The organism is Neisseria flava (assembly GCF_982712965.1).
Genome location: NZ_CEXQBZ010000122.1, coordinates 15,912 through 35,269, shown reverse-complemented (window position 1 = coordinate 35,269; position 19,358 = coordinate 15,912). Strand labels below are relative to the sequence as shown.

Sequence of the window (19,358 nt, the reverse complement as noted above, 5' to 3'; positions counted from 1 at the left end):
TATCTGCGAACCGTTTTGTCTGATTACGCCCGATTTGACGATGCGTTACTGTCCTATTTTGATTTTAATTGACTATAATTCGGATTTGTTGTGTGGCTCATGCTTTAGGGATTTTATCTACCTGATTTTTTTATGTGTTTTAAAGCCGTTCCTGATTTTTGTAAGAAGGGGAAAAGGGGTAGGGTATCGTGGTAAAAAAGGTTATCTGATATTGAATCTAGGATTGTTATTATTCTTATGATTATGCGCTATTTGCAGGAGGGGCTTATATAAATAAGACGTTTTATATCATGTAATATTTATTTAGGTTAATATTTTTTAACAAATTCAATGTCATGTTTATTAATCCTTTTGTCATTTTTATTTTTAATGCTTGTATAACTTCGTAAAATATAAGAAAATTTCGCCATATCGCGTTTGTTTTTGAGTTTATATGTTATTTGTTTATTATGAACTGTTAAGTAATAAATCCAAAGGGATGAAGTTGGAATGTAATATTATGAAAAATAATTTTAGAGGTGAATAATGTTGTTATTTACAATACTTGCGGTGTTGGTTCTTGGGATAATGTGCTTCTTGATGATTATCATGAGGATGCATATTAAACGCTTTGCCTATAACGTTACGCAGGATTATCGCTATGACTGTTTGCCCCAGCATTTTGTAGCGCGATTGGAGGGTGGAGTTATAAAACTACCTCAAGAAGTGGATATTAATGATACGGTCTTGGCTGCGGTCAGTGTTGAAACTTCTTTGTTGGGCAAATGGTTGTTGCCCTATATTAAGATTGAAACCCGCAAAGGTATTTGGAAGCATTACATCGAATTCGGCGGTAGGGGGGTGAGATATTTGAACTTCAGCGATATGTTCGATGCTGAAAGTCGGGAAATTTTTTTACGGGGCAGAAGGGTATCGTTGAAAAATCAGGAAGTCAGACTGACTGTTTATCCGCGTATGTCTCTAGATGATAAAAAAATTTTAGTGCTTGCGCCGCACGCTGACGATGCGGAGTTGGCAGCTTACGGACTGTATGAAAAATATGCTGCAAATGCGATGGTGGTAACGGTAACGGCAAGCGAAGCGGGGCGTTTCCATTATGAAAACCTTTTCTGCAAACAATGCCCAACGGAAACTAAGGAGCAATATTTGGAAAAGGGGCGGATGCGGGTCTGGAACAGTCTGACCGTTCCGCTTTTGGCAGGGGTATCGTCTGAAAACATTTTGCAGCTCGGTTTTTTTGATACAACGCTGAAAACTTTATACAACCACCCTGAACGTGAAATTCCTTCTGCGAAGCTGGAAACGGCAGATGTGGGTATTTTCCGGCGAGCCAATAAATCTGCCATATCAGAGGGTTTGCACGGTGGTTCGAATTGGCATGATTTGGTGGACAATATAGCTTACGTCATCGAATCATTCCGCCCAGATGTTATTGTTACGCCTTCGCCGAATATTGATGTTCATACCGATCATCAATGTACTACCATCGCCGCTGTCGAGGCATTGAGAAAGTTGAATTACACCAACGGTTCGCTGTTTTTATATACGGTTCACTATTTGACCGACGATTATCCTTTGGGGAATGTCGGTGCTGCGTTGAGTCTGCCGCCGTTTTTTAGCGAAGAAGACAGTAGCGATATGTTGTATTTCCATTCAATTTATTCCCATCCCGTTGATAAAAAAACGCAAAACCATAAATTGTTGGCATTGGATGCGATGAACGATATTCGTCCGAATGCACGCAATTACATGGATTGGAAATATGTATTACGCAAGGGTTTGAGCCTGCTGTATCACGATATTACTTCTATCCATGCGGATCTGGTTAACCGATTTGTCCGCAGCAATGAATTTTTTTATGTTGTTCCTGTCAGCGATGTCCACAATCAGGAGACTTATCAGAAAATTATTTTTCGGGGCGGGAAGAATCACCTTCATTGATCTGATCTGAAATGTTTTCAGACGACCTTTAAATATACAAAGGTCGTCTGAAAACCTATAATGGCCTGAGATTTCATATATTGCAGCCGTTATGCCGACTTATTTTATTGCCGATTTACACCTGAGTGAAACCCGTCCTGAGTTGACCGAGCTGTTTTTGCGTTTCATGCATGAAAAAGCACCGTCTGCGAGGGCGGTTTATATTTTGGGCGACCTATTTGATTTTTGGATAGGGGACGACGAACATTCCGAATTGACGGATACCGTTTCCCGTGCCGTCCGTAACGTTGCAGAGGGCGGGGTGGAATGTTTTTTTGTTCACGGAAACCGTGATTTTCTGATAGGCGAGGAGTTCGCAAGGCAAGCGGGCATGGTACTGCTGCCGGAATATTCAGTCGTCGATTTATACGGTACGCCGACTTTGATTTGCCACGGCGATACTTTGTGTACCGATGATGTGCGTTATCAGAAATTCAGGAAAACAGTTCATCAAAAATGGTTGCAACGGTTGTTCCTCATGTTGCCGCTCAAGCTGCGTCTGAACATTGCGCGAAAAATCCGCCATACCAGTAAGCACGACAAGCAATATAAAGCTGCTGAAATTATGGATGTCAATCCCAAGTTCACCTCAGATACCGTCCATAATTACGGCGTCAGATTGCTGATTCACGGACATACGCACCGCGAACATATCCACGAAGAGAACGCATATACGCGTATTGTGCTGGGAGATTGGCGTAGCGACTATGCTTCTATATTGGAGGTTGATGAGCGCGGATACAGGTTTGTTGAGTGATAGATGGTTGATTTGCAGGTGTTGAAAATATAAAAGGTCGTCTGAAAGTTTTCAGACGACCTTTTTAATGACGCACAATCAAGGTCGGACTATTTCTGGCCGGATTTAAACTGCCATCCGCTCTTTGCAGGTTAGTTTTGCGTCTATCCAGTCGTTTCCTCCGGGTAAGACTATTTGGGAAACCAGCGCATCCAAATCGTGAAGGTAGGCAGAGGCTTTGGGGCTGTTGATGATTACGACGACAATCATCGGCTTGTCGCCAAGCCAGTAGCCTGCCAGCGCCCGCACGTTTTTGAGCGTGCCGGTTTTCAGACGCAGTCGGCTGCCGGGTTGCTTCAGGCGTTTTTTCAATGTCCCGTCCTGTCCGGCAATTGGCAGCGTGTCGATAAATTCCTGTTTAAACGGGCTGAAATAAGCTTTTTCCAGCATTTGTCCCATCATGTGCGCGGTAACGCGCTCGCTTCTCGATAAGCCCGAACCGTTTTCCAAAACCAGGTTTTCCGTATCAATCCCTGCAGTTGCCAATTCCAGGGAAACCGCTTCCGCTGCTTTTCTGCGTGCGGTTTCGCTGTCGCCGTTGCCGCCAAGTTTTAAGAATACGGACCGTGCAATCAGGTTGTTGGAATGTTTGTTCATGTCGGTCAGTATGTCTGACAACGGTTTGGAGCGTGAAACTGCCAAGATTTTTGCGTTACTCGGTGCAGGAGCGGTTTTGAGGTCGTCTGAAATCGTACCGCCGAGTGCGCGCCATTGATTAACAAAGCTTTTGTGTGCAAATTCTATGGAGGAGAGCATGTTGATATGCATTTCCCCGCCTAAACAACTCTCCGGAACCTTACCGCCGATATGTAGCTTTCCACCGGAATAGCTGGCACGCATATGATTTTGCAATGCACCGCATTTCCCGGAGTTTGACAGTACGGTTTTGTTTTCAATAGGAATATCGGATAGGGGAGGCGAGGTCTCGACGATAATGCCGCCTGCTCCATCTGACTCCGGCCTGAGCCAGACAACCTTGTAAGCCAGCATATTCGGGTCGGGAGCGGTCATAAACGGCGAACCTGCGTCGGATTCGAAATCCGGCGGGTTGCCGACGGTACCCCAGAGATGGCGGTCGAGTACCAGGCTGCCTTTAATATGCCTGATGCCTTTGTTTTGCAGTTGTTGCAGGGCATCCTTCAGCCCGCCTTGGTCGAACACGGGATCGCCGCTGCCCACCCAATAAATATCGCCTTCCAACGAATCTCTTTCGATATGTCCGTTGGTTTTAAATTCCGTTGTCCAGCGGTAATCCTTCCCCAAAGCTTCAAAGGCGGAAAATGCTGTTACCAGCTTCATCGTCGATGCCGGATTGACCGAGGCATCTGCTCTGTGTGATTCGATAACTTTGCCGCTATCCAATTCTTGAACGTAAACGGAGATTTCGTCCGGCGGGATATTGCCGAGATTCAAGGCATAGGCAGAGAACGGCATTAAGCACAAATACCATGCCGCTACCGTTTTTTTCCAATTCATATTGTTGAGACTTCTGAAAAATACATAAAGCATAATTATAAAACAAAGTATCGTTACGGTAAAAAACAAATCAGGTGCATCAATGTCTTGAAAATTACTGTCTTGGAGTCATTGTCTTCTGGAATAAATGCTATTTATTGCATCAGCCGACATTCCTTGAGTTCATATAAATAAACAGAATCTTTACCCATTTAAAAGATAAGCTAAATAAATGAGAGAGTAAGGATTGCTGCATTTAATATTGCATAAAACGTTAAATAGATCTCTAAAATACAATATTTTTTAATTTAAAATATATATATCAGGTATTTTTTGGGATATAATATTAAAAATTAAAATCTATTAAAAATATATGGTTAAGCTGATTTTGAATAAAAATAAATAAGGAATATATCTTTTTATCGGTTGGTGTAGATTATTTATTGATTTCTTCGGTGATTATTTAAAAAGCTGTGTTATATTGCGGAAGAATCGTTGGTTATTTTGTAAAATCTGGAGGAAAATCATGAAAGATACAGCTAATTTCATCCGCGACGACATCAAAGCCATGTCCGCCTACCGAATTGCCGACTTGCCCGAAGGCTTCATCAAGCTGGATGCAATGGAAAGTCCGTATCATCCGTTTGCCCGTTTTCCCGAGCTGTCAAACGAATGGCTGCGGCTGATTGCCCAAGCGCCGATTCAGCTTTACCCCAATCCCGCCGCCAGCGGGCTTCAGGAAACTTTAAGAAAAGCCTTCGATATTCCTGAAGCTGCCGCCATCGCTTTAGGAAACGGCTCGGACGAGTTAATCCAATTTTTGACCCTGCTTGTAGCCCAATCAGACGCGACCATGCTCGCGGTTGAGCCGAGTTTCGTGATGTATCGGCACAATGCCGAGCTGTACGGTATGAATTATGTCGGCGTGCCGCTCAATGAAGATTTCACGCTTGATTTACCCGCCGTTTTATCCGCCATTGAAAAACATCAGCCCGCGTTGATTTTCATCGCCTATCCGAACAATCCGACAGGCGTATGTTTCCGCCGCGGAGAAGTGGAAGCCATTATCCGCGCGGCGCAGGGTATCGTGGTTGTCGATGAAGCATACGGCGCATTCAGCCGCGACAGTTTTCTGCCGCAGGCGGGCAGCGTCGAAAATCTGGTCGTGATGCGCACCATCAGCAAAATCGGTTTTGCCGGACTGCGCATCGGCTATGCGGCAGGAAGCCCCGCCGTAATGGGCGAGCTGGCGAAAATCCTGCCGCCCTACAATATGAACCAATTAAGCTTGGCGACCGCCAAATTCGCCCTGCAACACCACGACGCGATTCAGACGACCATAGATATTTTAAAAGCCGAGCGCGAACGCGTTTTCAGCGAATTGTCCGCCATAGGTCGTCTGAAAGCCTTCCCCAGCGAAGCGAATTTCATTACCGTGCACGTTCCCGATGCAGACGCATTGTTTAACACGCTTAAAGAAAACCGCATCCTGATTAAGAAACTCCACGGCACGCATCCGCTTTTGGCGCAATGCGTCCGCATTACCATCGGCAGTCCCGAGCAAAACGATGCCGTACTGGACATTATCCGCAAGCTTTATGCCTGATTTTTTAAAACCTCACAGAGAGTAAACCTATGACCATCACTCAACTCCACCTTGCCAATTTCCTGCAGCTTGTCGAAGAAGCAGGCTCGCTGACCAAACTTGCCCGCAAATGCGGTTACGACAACGCGGCATCCCTGTCCCAACTGAAACGCCGCCTTGAAGAGCAGGCAGAAGACGAAAAAGCGCGTGGCATCCGCCCAAGCCTTGCCGCCAAACTCGAAGCCGGCATGCACAAACGCAAAGGCTGGTTAAACCGCGACCACAGTAAAGACAAAGAAAAAGCCGCAGCCGCCGAAGCCGCCCGCCAAGAGCGTGCTGCCCAAGCTGCCGCAGCCGCCGCACCGGCATTCCATATGCCCGCAGAAGGCCGCGCAGTCAGCATCACCCGCAACACCAGCGAAACCCAAATTACCCTCAGCCTCAACCTCGACGGCACCGGACAATACCGCCTCGACACCGGCGTCCCCTTCCTTGAGCATATGCTTGCCCAAGTCGCCCGCCACGGCATGATCGACCTCGACATCACCTGCAAAGGCGATTTGCACATCGACGACCACCACACCGTAGAAGACATCGGCATCGTACTCGGACAAGCCCTGAAACAAGCCTTGGGCAACAAAGCCGGCATCCGCCGCTACGGCCATGCCTACGTTCCGCTAGACGAAGCCTTGAGCCGCGTTGTCATCGATCTCTCCGGCCGACCAGGACTCGTCTACAACATCGACTTCACCCGCGCCCTCATCGGACGTTTTGACGTTGACCTGTTTGAAGAATTCTTCCACGGCGTCGTCAACCACAGCATGATGACCCTGCACATCGACAATCTCAGCGGCAGCAACGCCCACCACCAAGCCGAAACCGTATTCAAAGCCTTCGGCCGCGCCCTGCGCATGGCGGCAGAATACGACCCGCGTATGGCAGGACAAACCCCGTCCACCAAAGGCACTTTGAGCGACGAATCCGTTGCCGTTGAAGTTGCCGCTGAAAAAGAAGAAGCGCAAAGCGAAGAATAATCCGCTTTAAAAAAGGTCGTCTGAAAACCGAGAAACAGGTTTTCAGACGACCTTTGACCATGATAAGGATGCTTAATTATCGGTGTCTTTTGCTATTTTATAGTGGATTAACTTTAAACCAGTACGGCGTTGCCTCGCCTTGCCGTACTATCTGTACTGTCTGCGGCTTCGTCGCCTTGTCCTGATTTAAATTTAATCCACTATATATTTCGAAAAGTACGAGATTGCGGAATGCATGGGGAATATATTGAATCTTCGTTATAACCTCTGTTGTTAACCATCATTCCCGCTTGCATAGAAATAACGAAGCAGGAAATTTCTGTCTAAATGACGATAAAAAAGGTCGTCTGAAAACCTGTTACCCAGTTTTCAGACGACCTTTCGGCAGATTGAAGGATGGTTTATTGACGTTTCGCGCCGTAACCACCGATCAGGTGTTCGCTGCCGTCTTGGTTTTTCAGACCGTAAGTACCGCCGATTTCAGCAGCTTTTGCACCGTAGAATTTACCGCTCAAATTACCTTTCAAGCCTGCTGCGGCTGCTTCAACCGAACCTAGGAAGAGGTTGCCGTTTTCCCATTTTGCCGTACCTTTCATGTCGTAGTCAGTACCTTTTACAGTTACACGGCGACCGTTGTCATCAAGAGAATGGAATTGGGAATTGGAAGTCTCAAAGCGTACGCCTTTCAAGCCGAAATCGACAATAGCTTTAACGTCTGCAGTCAGCTGACGACCTTGGTCACCTTTCACAACATAGGCAGTAGTCAAGCCGTTGTAAGTTGCCGTACCTTTTTCAGGCAAGTCGGTGAACTTGGTTTCATCGCCCAGGCTTTGGTAGCCGAATGCAACGTCGTTTTTTGGATCAAAATAGTATGCAAAGGTTTGGTAAGCCCAGCCTGCCGCGGCAGGGTCGTGCATGACGATTTGTGTGCCATCAGTAAATTGGATGATATACACACCGTCGAAGCGTTTGTCAAAAACGAGATGTTTGCCATCTCCAGCAACCAAGTTACCTTTTCTAAAGTATGCCAATTTATCTGCCAAGTTTTTGGCTCCGGCAGCTATAACAGGGCGTATATCACGAAGACGACCATCTAAATCGTTCAATTCGTCAAGCTTTGCCTGAGCTTTTGCGATAGCATCAACATCGCCTTGCTCCTTAGCTTGTTTCAAAGTCTCTTTGGCTGTTTCAATTTGAGTGTACAGTTCGGTAATCTTCTCGTCGATTGAGGCGCGACCATTAATAAAGTTTTTGCTGTCACCATCTATCTTACCGTTTTGTGGACCACCGTCACTTTTCGTATTACCACCTGAAAATACTTTCATAATCAGAGAATATGGTGTGGTCCAATTGACTTGAGCGGCATTTTTGTTGGCAATTACTACGCCGTCCAATTTTACTTCGTCATTGTTTTTGAAGTCTAATGAGCTAATTAAACCGTTTTGATTGTTTTCTTTGCTGTCGGTAAGGTAGAAATCACCTGTATATTCTTTTCCGTCTGCTGTTCTGGTAAGACGTAACTGGGCATTTGGATTACCTTGTTGTGCAGTGGCGGAGGAGATAAAGCTGGTGTGCAGTGGTGTAGTGCCATTTACTGCTTCAATAGGTGCTTCATCAATCAAGTCCGCGAGATTGTCAGCGCGGTTATGACTAGGGGTTGCTGCTGCTACGGTATTGCCATTATTTTTGTTGGCTGCGCTGGGGGTAGCATTGTTTGGACTGCCGTTTTTAGCAGGGCTGCCGTTGCCGCCTGTGCTGGTTGATCCGGTGGAAAGTGCGGCGGTATCGCCGCCGCCGCCACCGCCGCAGGCTGAAAGGATTGCCGCGCTGATGGCGGTGAGGATGATGGTTTTGATTTTGGTGTTGATTGCAGACATATTGTCCCCCTTTTTTGGTTGAAATAGTGCGTTTTTATCAAACGGCATAAATCCAATATCATAGATACAATCATGACAAAAACAAAATGTTATTTGTGTTTTGCAGGGAGATGGGTGATTTGGCAGCGGTTTGTGTTTGATTTTTACGACAAAAAGTTGTTTAAGAATGTTGAGCGGTTGATTGTGCCATGTAGGGAAGGGTAATGGGGTGAAAATGGCGGCAGGGGGTAAATGTCTACCCTTAACCTAATACATTAAAAAAGGTCGTCTGAAAACCTTGAAACTCGGTTTTCAGACGACTTTTTATCAACACTTTTATCAGAAGCGGTAGTTCACGCCCAAGGCAAACTCGCGGCCACGCTCGTAGAAGGGGACGCGTCCGTTGCCGTCGGGGAAGCGTTGGCTGTGCGAACGGTATTGTTTGTTGCCGATGTTGTTGACGGCGAAGTTGACGTTCAGGTTGTCTTTTTTCAGCGGCTGCCAGTTGGCGTAGATGTCGTGTACGCCGTAACCGGCTTTCTTGCCGTGTATCGTGCCTTGTCCGCGGGCGACGTCGGTGTATTTCACGCTTTGGGCGTAGCGGCCGCGCCAGCCGATTTCGAGTTTGGGGTTTTCAAACTGATAAGACAGGCCGGTCAGCCATTGGCGACCGGTGTTCCAGAAGGTGAACGAGCTTTCGTGGTCTTCCGCTTGAATCGGGCTTTCGCCGTAGTACATTTCGCCGTTCAGACGGGGTTTGACGTAGGACACGCCGGCGCGCGCGGTCAGACCGCCCCAGCGGTAGGATGCGTCAAGTTCGTAGCCATAGGTTTTGAGCGTGCCGCCGTTGTAAATCTTGCCGCGTTCGGTGATGGAGGCGGTGTTGTTGTTGATTTTTGCCCAACGATAAACGATGAGGTCTTTGATGCGTTGGTGGAACACGCTGCCGCTGACGTTGAAGTTGTCGTTGCGCCATTTGAAGCCGAGTTCGGCACGGCGGGCGGTTTCGGCTTTGAGGTTGCCGTCCAAATCGGCGGCGGCGCCTGCGCGTTCGTTAGCCAGCAGGGCTTCGTTCAGGCGGGGCGCGCGGCTTGCCTGATTGAGGTTTGCCAAGAGGGAGAAGTTGTCGTTGATGTCCCAAATCGCGCCGATGCTGGGGTTGAGCTGACCGTGCGACGCGCTTTGTTTGCTGGCGGCGTTGTATTTGAAATGGTCGTAACGCAGACCGGTGGTCAGGGTAACGGGGTTCAGGTTCCAGATGCCTTCCGCGTACACGCCGTATTCGGCTTTCTTCTCTTTGTCGCGGTCATACAAACCGAGAATCTTCAGCCATGCGCCTTTGTCGGACGGCTCGGAGGTTTCGTGGCGGTAGTTGACGCCGTATTTCACCATGTGTCCGTCGCCGAAAGAGCTGGCGAGGTTGAGATTCGCGCCGGTCGCTTTGATTTTGCTTAACTCAAGCTGACCGATGGGAACGCCGCCTTGCGCCGTGCCGGAAGCTTGGGCTTTCGGGGAAGGCGCGCCTTTAGGCGGCTTGGTGTCGTCAGTGTTGATTTGGAAGACGTTGGCGTCGATTTTGTCGAGGAAGCCGACGTTGCGGCCGCGGTATTCCAGATTGTAGGATTGCTCTTTTTGATAAGTACCGTCCACGCCGACGTAGCTGTCAACGTTTTGGAACTCGGCTTTGTCGGTGCGGTTGCCTTTTTGGTATTCCTGACGGTAGGTCAGGCGGATGCCGTGGTCGTCGTTGAAATCGTAGCCGAGTTTGGCGAGGTAGCTGTGCTGTTTCAGACGACTGCCGCGGTTGACATTACCGTTGCCGTCTTTGTAGTCGTGGTTGTTGAAGAAGTTGCCCGCAAACAGGGCATCGAAGCTGTTTTGATAGCCGTAAACCGCCGCGTTTCCGGTTGAGCCTTTATTGCTGCTCAAGCCTGCGCCGAGTTTGAAACCGAAAGGTTTACCGTCGGTCAGCAGGTCTTTCGCGTCAACTGTCGTCACGCGGATGGTACCGCCGACCGCGCCCAAACCCGCGCTCGCCGCGCCCGTGCCTTTTTCGACGTTGATGCTTTTCACCAAAGCGGGGTCAAGCTGGAAGCGGCTTTGGTGGTGGAAGATTTTGGTGGATTGGCTGGTGCCGTCCACTTCCAGATTAATCTTGTCTTCGCCGACGCCGCGGATGCTGTAAAACTGCGCCACGCCGTTGCCGCCGCCGACGTCCATGCCGATTTGGTCTTTCATGACTTGTTTCAAATCGGTCGAAGTTTCGCGGTCAAGCTGATTGCGCGTAACGCGGGTCGGTACGGCAGTACCGGTAACGACAACTTCTTTCAGTTCGGCAGTCGCTTCGGGGCGAACGTTGTCTGCATGGGCAAAACCTGAAGACAGTGCCAGCACCATGATGCTGAAACGGAAGGCGGGGGAATGGGGGGATTTCATAATTCTTCCTCTAGACGGGTTGTTCATGGGTTACGTTGATTTGAGAGCGATTATTCTAATATTAATTGATAATGATTTGCAAGGAATATCATTTATTAATAGAACGTTAATCATATAATCATAATTTTAGAGATTGGAATTGGAATTTGCTGATTTGTTTTAGCCAAACTTGATGGTAGGCGGATTTTGGGAAGGGTGGGGGAAACCTGTGTATTAGGAAGAGCGGGCTTGTTGTGATGCGGATATTTTGATGGAGGGACGACGCATAGAGAAAGGTCGTCTGAAAACGGTTTTCAGACGACCTTTGGTGAAATAAAAGGGAAAGGATAGCAAGAGAAAATGAATCCTTCCCAAAAAAGTTTTCTTGTTTGAATACGCGTAGCACACTTACTGGGCGGTAAAGGTCGTCTGAAAAGTCTGGCCGCCTATGGTGATGTCGGCAATGTAGTCGCGTCTGCCTTCGACGCAGACGGGCAGGTGGATTTGGTGCGCTTGCCAAGTGCGCGGGGATTGCTGTTTGAGCATGTAGCGGTTGAAGCCCATGTCCATGTCTTTCATGCTGAAGCTGATGCTGACTTGTTGTGTTTCGGCTGGGGCGTTTTCGACGGTGATGTCGAAGGCGGAACGGGTGCTGATGGGGGTGGAGCGGACGTGCGAACCGTCGGGCAGGGTGCAGCCTTTGATGAGGTCGCACTCGGCGGCGCGGGCTTGGGGCTGTTGTTTCTGCCACCAGTCCAGCAGCAGGAGTTTGGCGGCGGCGAAGAGGATGAGGAGGACGCCTGCGAGGAGGAGTTTGCGGTTTTTGTCCATTTCAGACGACCTCGGTGTCATTGTCGGTCAGAACGGCGTGTGCGCCTGCTGAGAGCCAGCGGTCGCGGTAGTTTGAAACCAGTGTTTCGGGCGCGGCGACAACCAGTGGAACGGATACGCCTTGTTCCAATATTTCAAGCACTTGCCGTGCGCTTGCTTCGTCGTTGACTTGCCAAACGACGACGTCGGCATCTTGCACGCGCTGCCATTGTTCGCGGGTGTGTACCGACACCCAAACGCTTTGGGCTTGGGGCAGCTTGCCGAGTTTGCGCAGTTCGGTTTCTGAGATGAGGATGTTGGCGTGGTGCGGCTCGGCAAGGGAGTAGGGGGCGATGCGGTATTCGCCGGTGCTGTTTTGTCCGTACAAACCGGTTTTCAGACGACCTTGAAGTCGGCGTGGGACGGAAAGGGCGCGCAGCAGCGGACCGTTGGCGGGCAGCATGGGGGCGACGTTGAAATCGCCCGCTTTTTGCCACGACCATGCCTGTCCTTCGCGGGATTGGGGTTCGCCCGTCCATTGGTCGGGGTTTACCCATAGGAATTTCAGGCAGACGCGGGCGTGTTCGTAGGAATGGATTTTGGTCAGCCAAGGTGTGGCGGCGAGGATGCGGATGCCGAGTTCTTCTTCAAACTCGCGTTGCAGGGCTTGGAAGTCGGTTTCGCCCGCTTCGACTTTGCCACCGGCAAATTCCCAATATCCGGCATAGGGCTTGCCTTCGGGACGGGAACTGAGCAGGTAGTCGCCGTCTTGGTTGAGCAGGATGCCGGCAACGACGCGGATAAGGGGGCGGGTGTCTTGGGTCATGGGAATAGGGAGAAGGGTCGTCTGAAAATTCGGAAAGGTCGGATTCGGGAATCCGACCTGCCAATGGGTATTGTCTTATTTTTCGGCAACGACAAATGCCAACACGGTGTCTTCTTCGTCGCTCATACTGAGGCTGACGCGGCTGATGCCTTGTTCTTCCAGCCATTTGGACAGGGCGGGGGCGTAGAAGAATTCGGGTTTGCCCAATGCGTCATGCCCGATGCCGATGTTGCGGAAGGAAACCGCGCCGCGTATGCCCGTGCCGACGGCTTTGGCGAAGGCTTCTTTGGCGGCGAAGCGTTTGGCAAGGTAGTTGACGGGCTTGCCCGCTTGCGGAAATTCGAGCAGTTCTTCGGGCGTAAGGATGCGCTCGGCAAACGCCTGTCCGAATTTTTTGCTCAGGCGGATGATGCGTTTGAGGGAAACGATGTCTGTGCCTATGCCGTAAATCATGCGGTGGTCTCCTTGTTGAGAGAAGGTCGTCTGAAAAGGTGGTGTCGCCTATCAAGGCAGCATTCTTGCCCTGAACATGGTTTCCTTCATCTGGCGGACGGCTTCGGGCAGGCCGAGGAAGAGGGCTTGGGCAATCAGCGAATGCCCGATGTTCAGCTCGCGGATGGCGAGGATTTGGGCGATGGGGGTAACGTTGTGTATGGTCAGGCCGTGTCCGGCGTTGACGACCAAGCCCAAATCGCTGGCAAAATGCGCGCCGTTTTGCAGACGCTCGAATTGCTTGATTTGTTCGGCGTGGCTGTGTGCATCGGCGTATGCGCCGGTGTGCAGCTCGATAACGGGCGCGCCGACATCATGGGCGGCTTGGATTTGCTCGTTGTCGGCATCGATAAAGAGCGAAACGCGGATGCCTGCGTCGGTCAGGATTTTGGTAAACTCGGCGATTTTTTCTTGTTGCGCCAATACGTCCAAACCGCCTTCGGTCGTGATTTCCTGACGTTTTTCAGGCACGATGCACACGTCTTGCGGCATGACTTTAAGCGCGTTTTCCAGCATTTCTTCAGTCAACGCCATTTCAAGGTTCAGGCGCGTTCGGATGGCATTTTTAACGGCAAACACGTCCGCATCTTTGATGTGGCGGCGGTCTTCGCGCAGGTGCATGGTAATCAAATCCGCACCGTGCGTTTCCGCGACCAATGCTGCTTCCACAGGGCTGGGATAGGTCGTACCGCGGGCGTTGCGGACGGTGGCGATGTGGTCGATGTTTACACCTAAGAGCATGATGTGTCCTTTCTTTGGATTTTCAGACGACCTGCTAATTGTAATCTTTCTGGTCGAAAAAGGCAGCATACCGACGCATGCTGCCTTGCTGATTGGGAAAAATTGCAGTTGCCATAAAGATGGAAAGTCGTCTGAAACTCCCTTTCAGACGACCTTTATAGCTTTTTATACGCCTGCGGCTGCTTTCAATGCGGCTGCTTTGTCGGTGCGCTCCCAAGTAAACTCAGGCTCTTCGCGGCCGAAATGGCCGTATGCGGCGGATTTGCTGTAAATCGGGCGCAAGAGGTCGAGCATTTGGACGATGCCTTTGGGGCGCAGGTCGAAATGTTCGCGAACTAAGGCAATCAGTTTGTCTTCGCTGATTTTGCCTGTGCCGAAAGTATCGATGGAAATCGAGGTTGGTTCGGCAACACCGATGGCGTAGGAAACCTGAATCTGACATTGGGTTGCCAAACCTGCTGCAACGATGTTTTTCGCAACATATCGGCAGGCGTAAGCGGCGGAACGGTCGACTTTGGACGGGTCTTTGCCGGAGAATGCGCCGCCGCCGTGCGGAGCTGCGCCGCCATAGGTATCGACGATGATTTTGCGGCCGGTCAGACCGCAGTCGCCTTGCGGGCCGCCGATAACGAAGCGGCCGGTCGGGTTGATCAGGTATTTGGTTTCGGCAGTCAGCATTTCGGGCGGCAGAACGGGCTTGATAATCTGCTCGATCACGGCGTTTTTCAGCTCTTCGTAACCGATAGACGGATCATGCTGGGTGGACAGGACGACGGTGTCAATGCGTTTTACTTTGCCGGTTTCACTGTCATAAACCACGGTCAACTGCGCTTTTGCGTCGGGACGCAGCCAAGGCAGGCGGCCGTCTTTGCGCAATTCGCTTTGACGCTGCATCAGGCGGTGGCTGTAATAGATGGCAAACGGCATCAGGGTCGGGGTTTCGTCACAGGCGTAGCCGAACATCAGACCTTGGTCGCCCGCGCCTTGGTTCAGGTCGATGCCTTCGCCTTCGTTCACGCCTTGGGCGATGTCGGGGGATTGCTGGTCGTAGTACACGCCGACCGCGCAGCCGTTGGCGTCAAAGCCCAGCTCGGACGAGTTGTAGCCGATGCGTTTGATGGTTTCGCGTGCGACTTTGATGTAGTCCACATGGGCGGTGGTGGTGATTTCGCCCGCCAACACGCACAAACCGGTGTTTACCAGAGTTTCCGCCGCGACACGCGCTTTGGGGTCTTGCGCCAAAACCGCATCCAAAATCGCATCGGACACTTGGTCGGCTACTTTGTCCGGATGGCCTTCGGAAACCGATTCGGAAGTAAACAGATATTCGCTCATTTCAATATTTTCCTTCAAAAACAAGCCGTCTGCTTTCAGACGACCTGTTGTTTCATCATACGTCCCACAACGGAAATCATAACAAAATTTCCACCTGCGCTCCATCCAAATGATAAATATTCCTACTTGGATAAAGCGGTTCGGAATCCTGCCTGCACAAAACATACAGGCAAAAAAATTCCCGCATCAAGCGGGGGGATTTGAATTGCCCTCTCGGACCACATCGGCTTTGCAGCCGTCCACCTTACCTTTCCGTCTGAAAAGCAGGTTGGCATGGAATTCCCAACTCTTAATGCAGCGCGGATGTTAGCAGAAAAGCCCTTCCCCCGCAAGCCGCGCGCCCTTGCGTTTTACGTTACAATACGTCGTCTGAAAACACCCGAACACCCTATCATGCACCTGCCCTCTGCCATTCCTGCCCTTGCCGCCGCCCTCGCCCTTACCCTGCCCTTGGGCGCATGCGGCAAAAAAACATCCGAACAAACCGTGCTTCAGGGCGAAACGATGGGTACGACCTATACCGTCAAATACCTTTCAGACGACCTCCCCAACCCGCCCGCGCCCGAAGCCGTGAAAAAGCAGATTGACGGTGCGCTCGAAGAAGTCAACCGCCAAATGTCCACCTACCGTGAAGACTCCGAAATCAGCCGCTTCAACCAAATGCGCGAAACCCGCAAACCCATGCCCGTTTCCGCCGATTTCGCCGCCGTAACCGCCGAAGCCTTACGCCTCAACCGCCTCACACAAGGCGCGCTCGACGTAACCGTCGGCCCGCTCGTCAACCTGTGGGGCTTCGGACCGAACAAAGAAATCACCCGCGAACCCACCCAAGCCGAAATCGACAAAGCTGCCGCCCAAACCGGTACGGACAAAATCATCCTCACGCAAAACGGCAAACAAGCCACGCTCGCCAAAACCCAACCCGAAACCTACCTCGACCTCTCCTCCATCGCCAAAGGCTTCGGCGTGGACAAAGTGGCAGGCGAACTTGAAAAACTCGGCATCCAAAACTACCTTGTCGAAATCGGCGGCGAGTTGCACGGCAAAGGCCGCAACGCCCAAGGCGAGCCTTGGCGCATCGGCATCGAACAGCCCAACATCGTCCAAGGCGGCAACACCCAAATCGTCGTCCCCCTCAACAACCGCTCCCTCGCCACCTCCGGCGACTACCGCATTTTCCACGTTGACCCGCAAGGCAGGCGGCTGTCCCACATCATCGACCCCAAAACCCGCCGTCCGCTGTCGCACCGACTCGCCTCCATCAGCGTCGTCGCCGATAACGCCACCACCGCCGACGGTCTGTCCACCGGACTTTTCGTACTCGGCGAAACCGAAGCCCTCAAACTTGCCGAACAGCAAAACCTCGCCGTTTTCCTGATTATCCGCGACCAAAACGGCTACCATACCGAAATGTCTGGCGCGTTTAAAAAACTACTCCATTAATACCCGCACACCCATATCCATCCCACAGGAACACCATCATGAAAACCCTACTCCTCACCTTCGGCCTCTTCCTCCTCGTCATCCTCGGCATGGCGGTCGGCTATATTTTCTCCAAGCGCACCATCAAAGGCAGTTGCGGCGGCATCTCCTCACTGGGCATGAAAAAAGTCTGCGACTGCGACACCCCGTGCGACACCCTGCAAAAAAAACTGGACGAACAGAAACAGCAAGAAAGCAAAGGCATCACCGTCGATCATTGACTTGCACGAATCAGGTTTAGCCTTGCTTTGAGCTTGGCAACACAAAAGGTCGTCTGAAAACCGCATATTGCAGTTTTCAGACGACCTTTGATTTGAAGGTGTAGCTGTTTTTAAAAGGCAGATAACAATTTATCGAAGCTGCCTAAATCGCCGTCATTCCCGCGCAGGCGGGAATAACTGAACAGATATTTCCGATGTGGATTTACGATACCGAACTTGTCAAAAGGTCGTCTGAAAAACCATCGTTTAAGGTTTTTCAGACGACCTTTTGATAAACATTTCAGGCAGGATTATTCAATGATTTCGGTAAATACGACGGTTTTGCCGCTGCGGGTAAGCGTGGCGAAGCCGTCTTGAAGCTGCCATCTTGTGCTTGCGTTGCGGTATTCCGTGGTTTTGGTCATCGAATGGGTTTGCGTCAGTTTTTCGACCGTGCTCCCCTGATACAGCTCGACCGTCATCGGGCTGTTGCTGTTGACGTAGATGGCGGAGATGCGGCTGCCGTCGGCGGCTTGGTAGCGGATGGCGTTGTTTTGCGCTTCGGCGACGACGACGCGCGGGGCATTGGGGCGGACGGCTTTATACGAACCGCAGGCGGTACACAGTCCGAGCAACAGCAGGAGGGCGGATCTCTTCATAGCGTCTCAATAGTGGTGGTGGGGAATGTGGCCTTCGAGATGGTAACGCGTTCCGCAGTAGGGGCATTCGATGTCGCTGTCGGACTGAATCGGAAGGAAGACGCGCGGATGACCGTTCCAAGTTTCGTGATTGGGGCCGGAGCAGTGCAGCGGCAGGTCTTTGGGCTGGATAATGACGGTTTCGGTGTTTGCGTTCATGATTTTTCCTTGGTAAATCCAACCTTATTGTACGATATATCGCCTTCTTGTGCAGCGTAAAAGGTCGTCTGAAAATGGGTTTTGGTTTGATAATGCTTTGGTTATAATGCAGTTTTTATAAATCAGCTTTAAATCTATTTTATTTCAGACGGGCTTTAACATGACGACACTTTTCCGGCAGGATGATTTGAACCCTCAAGATGCGGCAGAATTCCTCTACACATTGAGCGCGGCGTATTTGGATTATACGGATGCGGCAGGCGATGAGGAAATGCGGTGTTTGAACAACGAGCAGCACACGCTGACGGCTTACTGCTATTTGGACAGCCAAGTGCAGGAGGGCGGCTTTGTGCAACTGATTGCGGCAGGTTACGGCGAATATGTGTTCCATAACCCCGTTGCCGACAGCCTGCGCCGCTGGCGGATTAAACCGACGCCTAAGATTTTGGATAAGGCGAAGGCTTTATACGAGCGGGACGGCGCAAAAATCGAGGAAATGGCGGATGGTGGGGCATCTTTGGATGTGATTCGTGCTAAGTTTCCGGATTTTGAGGAATTGGACGGCGAATATTACGAAATCGCGGACGACGATATGGCGGCGGCTGTGGCGTATGTATTGGCAAATTGGGAGAGGTTTGCAGAGATTGCGGATTGATGTGCGCGGTATGCTTCTGATTTTCCGCATCAGAATGAAACTAAGAGAAAAAATCGAAATGAAAAGGTCGTCTGAAAAGGATTAAACGCCGAAACTGAATTGCTGGAGCTGTTGCAAAACCTGTCTGGATTTAATGCCTTCGGGCAGGAGGTTGTCAATCAGCAGGCGCGTGATTTTTAGCGACTGTCCGAGACTTTCGGGGTGGGTGAAATCGCCCTCGCGCAGCTGGATCAAAATGTCGCCGCCGACAGCCACGCCATAGTTGCGCGGATTGAAGCGTTCGGCTTCTTCGATGGGGACGACCGCGTTTTCAGGCGTCAGCCAGTAGGTTTCTTCGGCGCGGATTTCTTCGCCGTTGCCATCGTGGAACAAATCGGGCGCGAATCCCAAGCGGGTAAGTAAAGCCCATTCGAAACGCCGCAGCGCGGCGGTATGGCTGCTTTCGCCGCATACCGCCCGCATCACTGCTTCCAGTGCGTCATAAAGCTCGGGCATCGGGTCTTCGCGAGCCGTCAGTTTGAGCATTAGTTCGTTGATATACAGGCCGCTGAACAAAGCCCTGCCTTGCGGCTGCGGCCAGCCGCCTATCCACTCTGCACGATGCAGCGTTTTCAACTCTTGCGAACCGTACCAAGAGGCGCTGATCGGTACAAACGGCACCAACACGCCGCGCAGCTCGCTCTGCCGCTTGCGCGCACTTCTCGCCAACAAAGCCACGCGCCCGTAACGGCGGCTGAACACTTCCACCCACAAACTGCTCTCGCGCCAAGGGGCGGAAGCAAGCAGGAAGACAGGTTCGTGGTTGATGCGCTGGTTGGTCATGGGCGGTTGGCGTTGCT

The 19,358-nt window shown here is 50.8% G+C and carries 18 protein-coding genes and 1 riboswitch; of the genes, 7 read left to right on the top strand and 11 right to left on the bottom strand.

Features of this window, described 5'->3' with window-relative positions; genetic code table 11:
• Window positions 1-525 precede the first annotated feature (525 nt).
• Together AC5M9B_RS08950 and lpxH are read left to right on the top strand one after the other, a co-directional pair.
• The gene (locus tag AC5M9B_RS08950) at window positions 526-1,941 is read left to right on the top strand and encodes a PIG-L deacetylase family protein (RefSeq protein WP_455007611.1); all 1,416 of its coding nucleotides are present in this window, start codon (window positions 526-528) and stop codon (window positions 1,939-1,941) included.
• A gap of 91 nt (window positions 1,942-2,032) precedes the next feature.
• On the top strand, window positions 2,033-2,737 hold the full coding sequence (gene lpxH, locus AC5M9B_RS08945; RefSeq protein ID WP_455007610.1) for a UDP-2,3-diacylglucosamine diphosphatase: 705 nt from the start codon (window positions 2,033-2,035) through the stop codon (window positions 2,735-2,737).
• Between the two features lie 105 nt (window positions 2,738-2,842).
• Here lpxH and dacB read toward each other — a convergent pair whose 3' ends face one another.
• Window positions 2,843-4,285 (bottom strand): D-alanyl-D-alanine carboxypeptidase/D-alanyl-D-alanine endopeptidase, encoded by a 1,443-nt coding sequence (gene dacB, locus AC5M9B_RS08940; protein ID WP_070655048.1) that lies wholly within the window; start codon window positions 4,283-4,285, stop codon window positions 2,843-2,845.
• A gap of 472 nt (window positions 4,286-4,757) precedes the next feature.
• Here dacB and hisC point away from each other — a divergent pair, with 472 nt between their 5' ends.
• Both hisC and hisB read left to right on the top strand, forming a co-directional pair.
• Window positions 4,758-5,837 (top strand): histidinol-phosphate transaminase, encoded by a 1,080-nt coding sequence (gene hisC, locus AC5M9B_RS08935; RefSeq protein ID WP_487648530.1) that lies wholly within the window; start codon window positions 4,758-4,760, stop codon window positions 5,835-5,837.
• Between the two features lie 29 nt (window positions 5,838-5,866).
• Window positions 5,867-6,850 carry an imidazoleglycerol-phosphate dehydratase HisB gene (gene hisB / locus AC5M9B_RS08930; RefSeq protein WP_487648529.1) on the top strand — a complete coding sequence of 328 codons (984 nt, stop codon included), beginning with the start codon at window positions 5,867-5,869 and terminating at the stop codon, window positions 6,848-6,850.
• A 401-nt stretch (window positions 6,851-7,251) separates the two neighbouring features.
• Here hisB and AC5M9B_RS08925 read toward each other — a convergent pair whose 3' ends face one another.
• From AC5M9B_RS08925 to metK, 7 genes are all read right to left on the bottom strand, one after another.
• A complete protein-coding gene (locus AC5M9B_RS08925; RefSeq protein WP_261729523.1) occupies window positions 7,252-8,775 on the bottom strand; it encodes a transferrin-binding protein-like solute binding protein in 1,524 nt (507 codons plus the stop codon).
• Between the two features lie 270 nt (window positions 8,776-9,045).
• Window positions 9,046-11,142, bottom strand: a complete 2,097-nt coding sequence (locus AC5M9B_RS08920; RefSeq protein ID WP_487648528.1) for a TonB-dependent receptor plug domain-containing protein — start codon at window positions 11,140-11,142, stop codon at window positions 9,046-9,048.
• 387 nt (window positions 11,143-11,529) lie between these two features.
• Window positions 11,530-11,952, bottom strand: coding sequence for a hypothetical protein (locus AC5M9B_RS08915; protein ID WP_070655057.1), 423 nt, complete (start codon window positions 11,950-11,952; stop codon window positions 11,530-11,532).
• Between the two features lies 1 nt (window position 11,953).
• Window positions 11,954-12,757, bottom strand: coding sequence for an NUDIX domain-containing protein (locus AC5M9B_RS08910; RefSeq protein ID WP_487648527.1), 804 nt, complete (start codon window positions 12,755-12,757; stop codon window positions 11,954-11,956).
• Window positions 12,758-12,832: 75 nt separating this feature from the next.
• Window positions 12,833-13,210, bottom strand: coding sequence for a holo-ACP synthase (acpS, locus tag AC5M9B_RS08905; RefSeq protein WP_003755026.1), 378 nt, complete (start codon window positions 13,208-13,210; stop codon window positions 12,833-12,835).
• Between the two features lie 51 nt (window positions 13,211-13,261).
• Window positions 13,262-13,990 carry a pyridoxine 5'-phosphate synthase gene (gene pdxJ / locus AC5M9B_RS08900; RefSeq protein WP_070539713.1) on the bottom strand — a complete coding sequence of 243 codons (729 nt, stop codon included), beginning with the start codon at window positions 13,988-13,990 and terminating at the stop codon, window positions 13,262-13,264.
• A 165-nt stretch (window positions 13,991-14,155) separates the two neighbouring features.
• Window positions 14,156-15,325 (bottom strand): methionine adenosyltransferase, encoded by a 1,170-nt coding sequence (gene metK, locus AC5M9B_RS08895; protein ID WP_070539757.1) that lies wholly within the window; start codon window positions 15,323-15,325, stop codon window positions 14,156-14,158.
• Between the two features lie 191 nt (window positions 15,326-15,516).
• Window positions 15,517-15,626, bottom strand: a riboswitch (SAM-I-IV-variant riboswitch).
• Window positions 15,627-15,718: 92 nt separating this feature from the next.
• On the opposite strand from metK, the gene AC5M9B_RS08890 reads away from it, so the two are divergent.
• Together AC5M9B_RS08890 and nqrM are read left to right on the top strand one after the other, a co-directional pair.
• Entirely contained in the window at window positions 15,719-16,768 is a 1,050-nt protein-coding gene (locus tag AC5M9B_RS08890) for an FAD:protein FMN transferase (RefSeq protein WP_455007459.1), read from the top strand.
• A gap of 38 nt (window positions 16,769-16,806) precedes the next feature.
• A complete protein-coding gene (gene nqrM, locus AC5M9B_RS08885) occupies window positions 16,807-17,028 on the top strand; it encodes a (Na+)-NQR maturation NqrM (protein ID WP_003757168.1) in 222 nt (73 codons plus the stop codon).
• Window positions 17,029-17,318: 290 nt separating this feature from the next.
• Here the strand turns inward: nqrM and AC5M9B_RS08880 are convergent, their stop codons facing one another.
• Together AC5M9B_RS08880 and AC5M9B_RS08875 are read right to left on the bottom strand one after the other, a co-directional pair.
• A complete protein-coding gene (locus AC5M9B_RS08880; protein ID WP_455007452.1) occupies window positions 17,319-17,666 on the bottom strand; it encodes a hypothetical protein in 348 nt (115 codons plus the stop codon).
• A 6-nt stretch (window positions 17,667-17,672) separates the two neighbouring features.
• On the bottom strand, window positions 17,673-17,864 hold the full coding sequence (locus AC5M9B_RS08875) for a zinc-finger domain-containing protein (RefSeq protein ID WP_016686508.1): 192 nt from the start codon (window positions 17,862-17,864) through the stop codon (window positions 17,673-17,675).
• A 160-nt stretch (window positions 17,865-18,024) separates the two neighbouring features.
• On the opposite strand from AC5M9B_RS08875, the gene AC5M9B_RS08870 reads away from it, so the two are divergent.
• Window positions 18,025-18,519: a DMP19 family protein gene (locus AC5M9B_RS08870; protein WP_209282952.1), complete on the top strand. Its 495-nt coding sequence runs from the start codon at window positions 18,025-18,027 to the stop codon at window positions 18,517-18,519.
• An 81-nt stretch (window positions 18,520-18,600) separates the two neighbouring features.
• Here AC5M9B_RS08870 and recO read toward each other — a convergent pair whose 3' ends face one another.
• Complete coding sequence (recO, locus tag AC5M9B_RS08865; RefSeq protein WP_209282951.1) at window positions 18,601-19,341, bottom strand: DNA repair protein RecO; 741 nt, start codon at window positions 19,339-19,341, stop codon at window positions 18,601-18,603.
• Between the last annotated feature and the right edge of the window lie 17 nt (window positions 19,342-19,358).

Excerpts from the sequence above, each read along its gene's own strand:
- AC5M9B_RS08950 (WP_455007611.1), top strand. The coding sequence starts at position 526 with ATGTTGTTATTTACAATACTTGCGGTGTTGGTTCTTGGGATAATGTGC.
- lpxH (WP_455007610.1), top strand. The coding sequence starts at position 2,033 with ATGCCGACTTATTTTATTGCCGATTTACACCTGAGTGAAACCCGTCCT.
- dacB (WP_070655048.1), bottom strand. The coding sequence starts at position 4,285 with ATGCTTTATGTATTTTTCAGAAGTCTCAACAATATGAATTGGAAAAAA.
- hisC (WP_487648530.1), top strand. The coding sequence starts at position 4,758 with ATGAAAGATACAGCTAATTTCATCCGCGACGACATCAAAGCCATGTCC.
- hisB (WP_487648529.1), top strand. The coding sequence starts at position 5,867 with ATGACCATCACTCAACTCCACCTTGCCAATTTCCTGCAGCTTGTCGAA.
- AC5M9B_RS08925 (WP_261729523.1), bottom strand. The coding sequence starts at position 8,775 with ATGCCGTTTGATAAAAACGCACTATTTCAACCAAAAAAGGGGGACAAT.
- AC5M9B_RS08920 (WP_487648528.1), bottom strand. The coding sequence starts at position 11,142 with ATGAAATCCCCCCATTCCCCCGCCTTCCGTTTCAGCATCATGGTGCTG.
- AC5M9B_RS08915 (WP_070655057.1), bottom strand. The coding sequence starts at position 11,952 with ATGGACAAAAACCGCAAACTCCTCCTCGCAGGCGTCCTCCTCATCCTC.
- AC5M9B_RS08910 (WP_487648527.1), bottom strand. The coding sequence starts at position 12,757 with ATGACCCAAGACACCCGCCCCCTTATCCGCGTCGTTGCCGGCATCCTG.
- acpS (WP_003755026.1), bottom strand. The coding sequence starts at position 13,210 with ATGATTTACGGCATAGGCACAGACATCGTTTCCCTCAAACGCATCATC.
- pdxJ (WP_070539713.1), bottom strand. The coding sequence starts at position 13,990 with ATGCTCTTAGGTGTAAACATCGACCACATCGCCACCGTCCGCAACGCC.
- metK (WP_070539757.1), bottom strand. The coding sequence starts at position 15,325 with ATGAGCGAATATCTGTTTACTTCCGAATCGGTTTCCGAAGGCCATCCG.
- AC5M9B_RS08890 (WP_455007459.1), top strand. The coding sequence starts at position 15,719 with ATGCACCTGCCCTCTGCCATTCCTGCCCTTGCCGCCGCCCTCGCCCTT.
- nqrM (WP_003757168.1), top strand. The coding sequence starts at position 16,807 with ATGAAAACCCTACTCCTCACCTTCGGCCTCTTCCTCCTCGTCATCCTC.
- AC5M9B_RS08880 (WP_455007452.1), bottom strand. The coding sequence starts at position 17,666 with ATGAAGAGATCCGCCCTCCTGCTGTTGCTCGGACTGTGTACCGCCTGC.
- AC5M9B_RS08875 (WP_016686508.1), bottom strand. The coding sequence starts at position 17,864 with ATGAACGCAAACACCGAAACCGTCATTATCCAGCCCAAAGACCTGCCG.
- AC5M9B_RS08870 (WP_209282952.1), top strand. The coding sequence starts at position 18,025 with ATGACGACACTTTTCCGGCAGGATGATTTGAACCCTCAAGATGCGGCA.
- recO (WP_209282951.1), bottom strand. The coding sequence starts at position 19,341 with ATGACCAACCAGCGCATCAACCACGAACCTGTCTTCCTGCTTGCTTCC.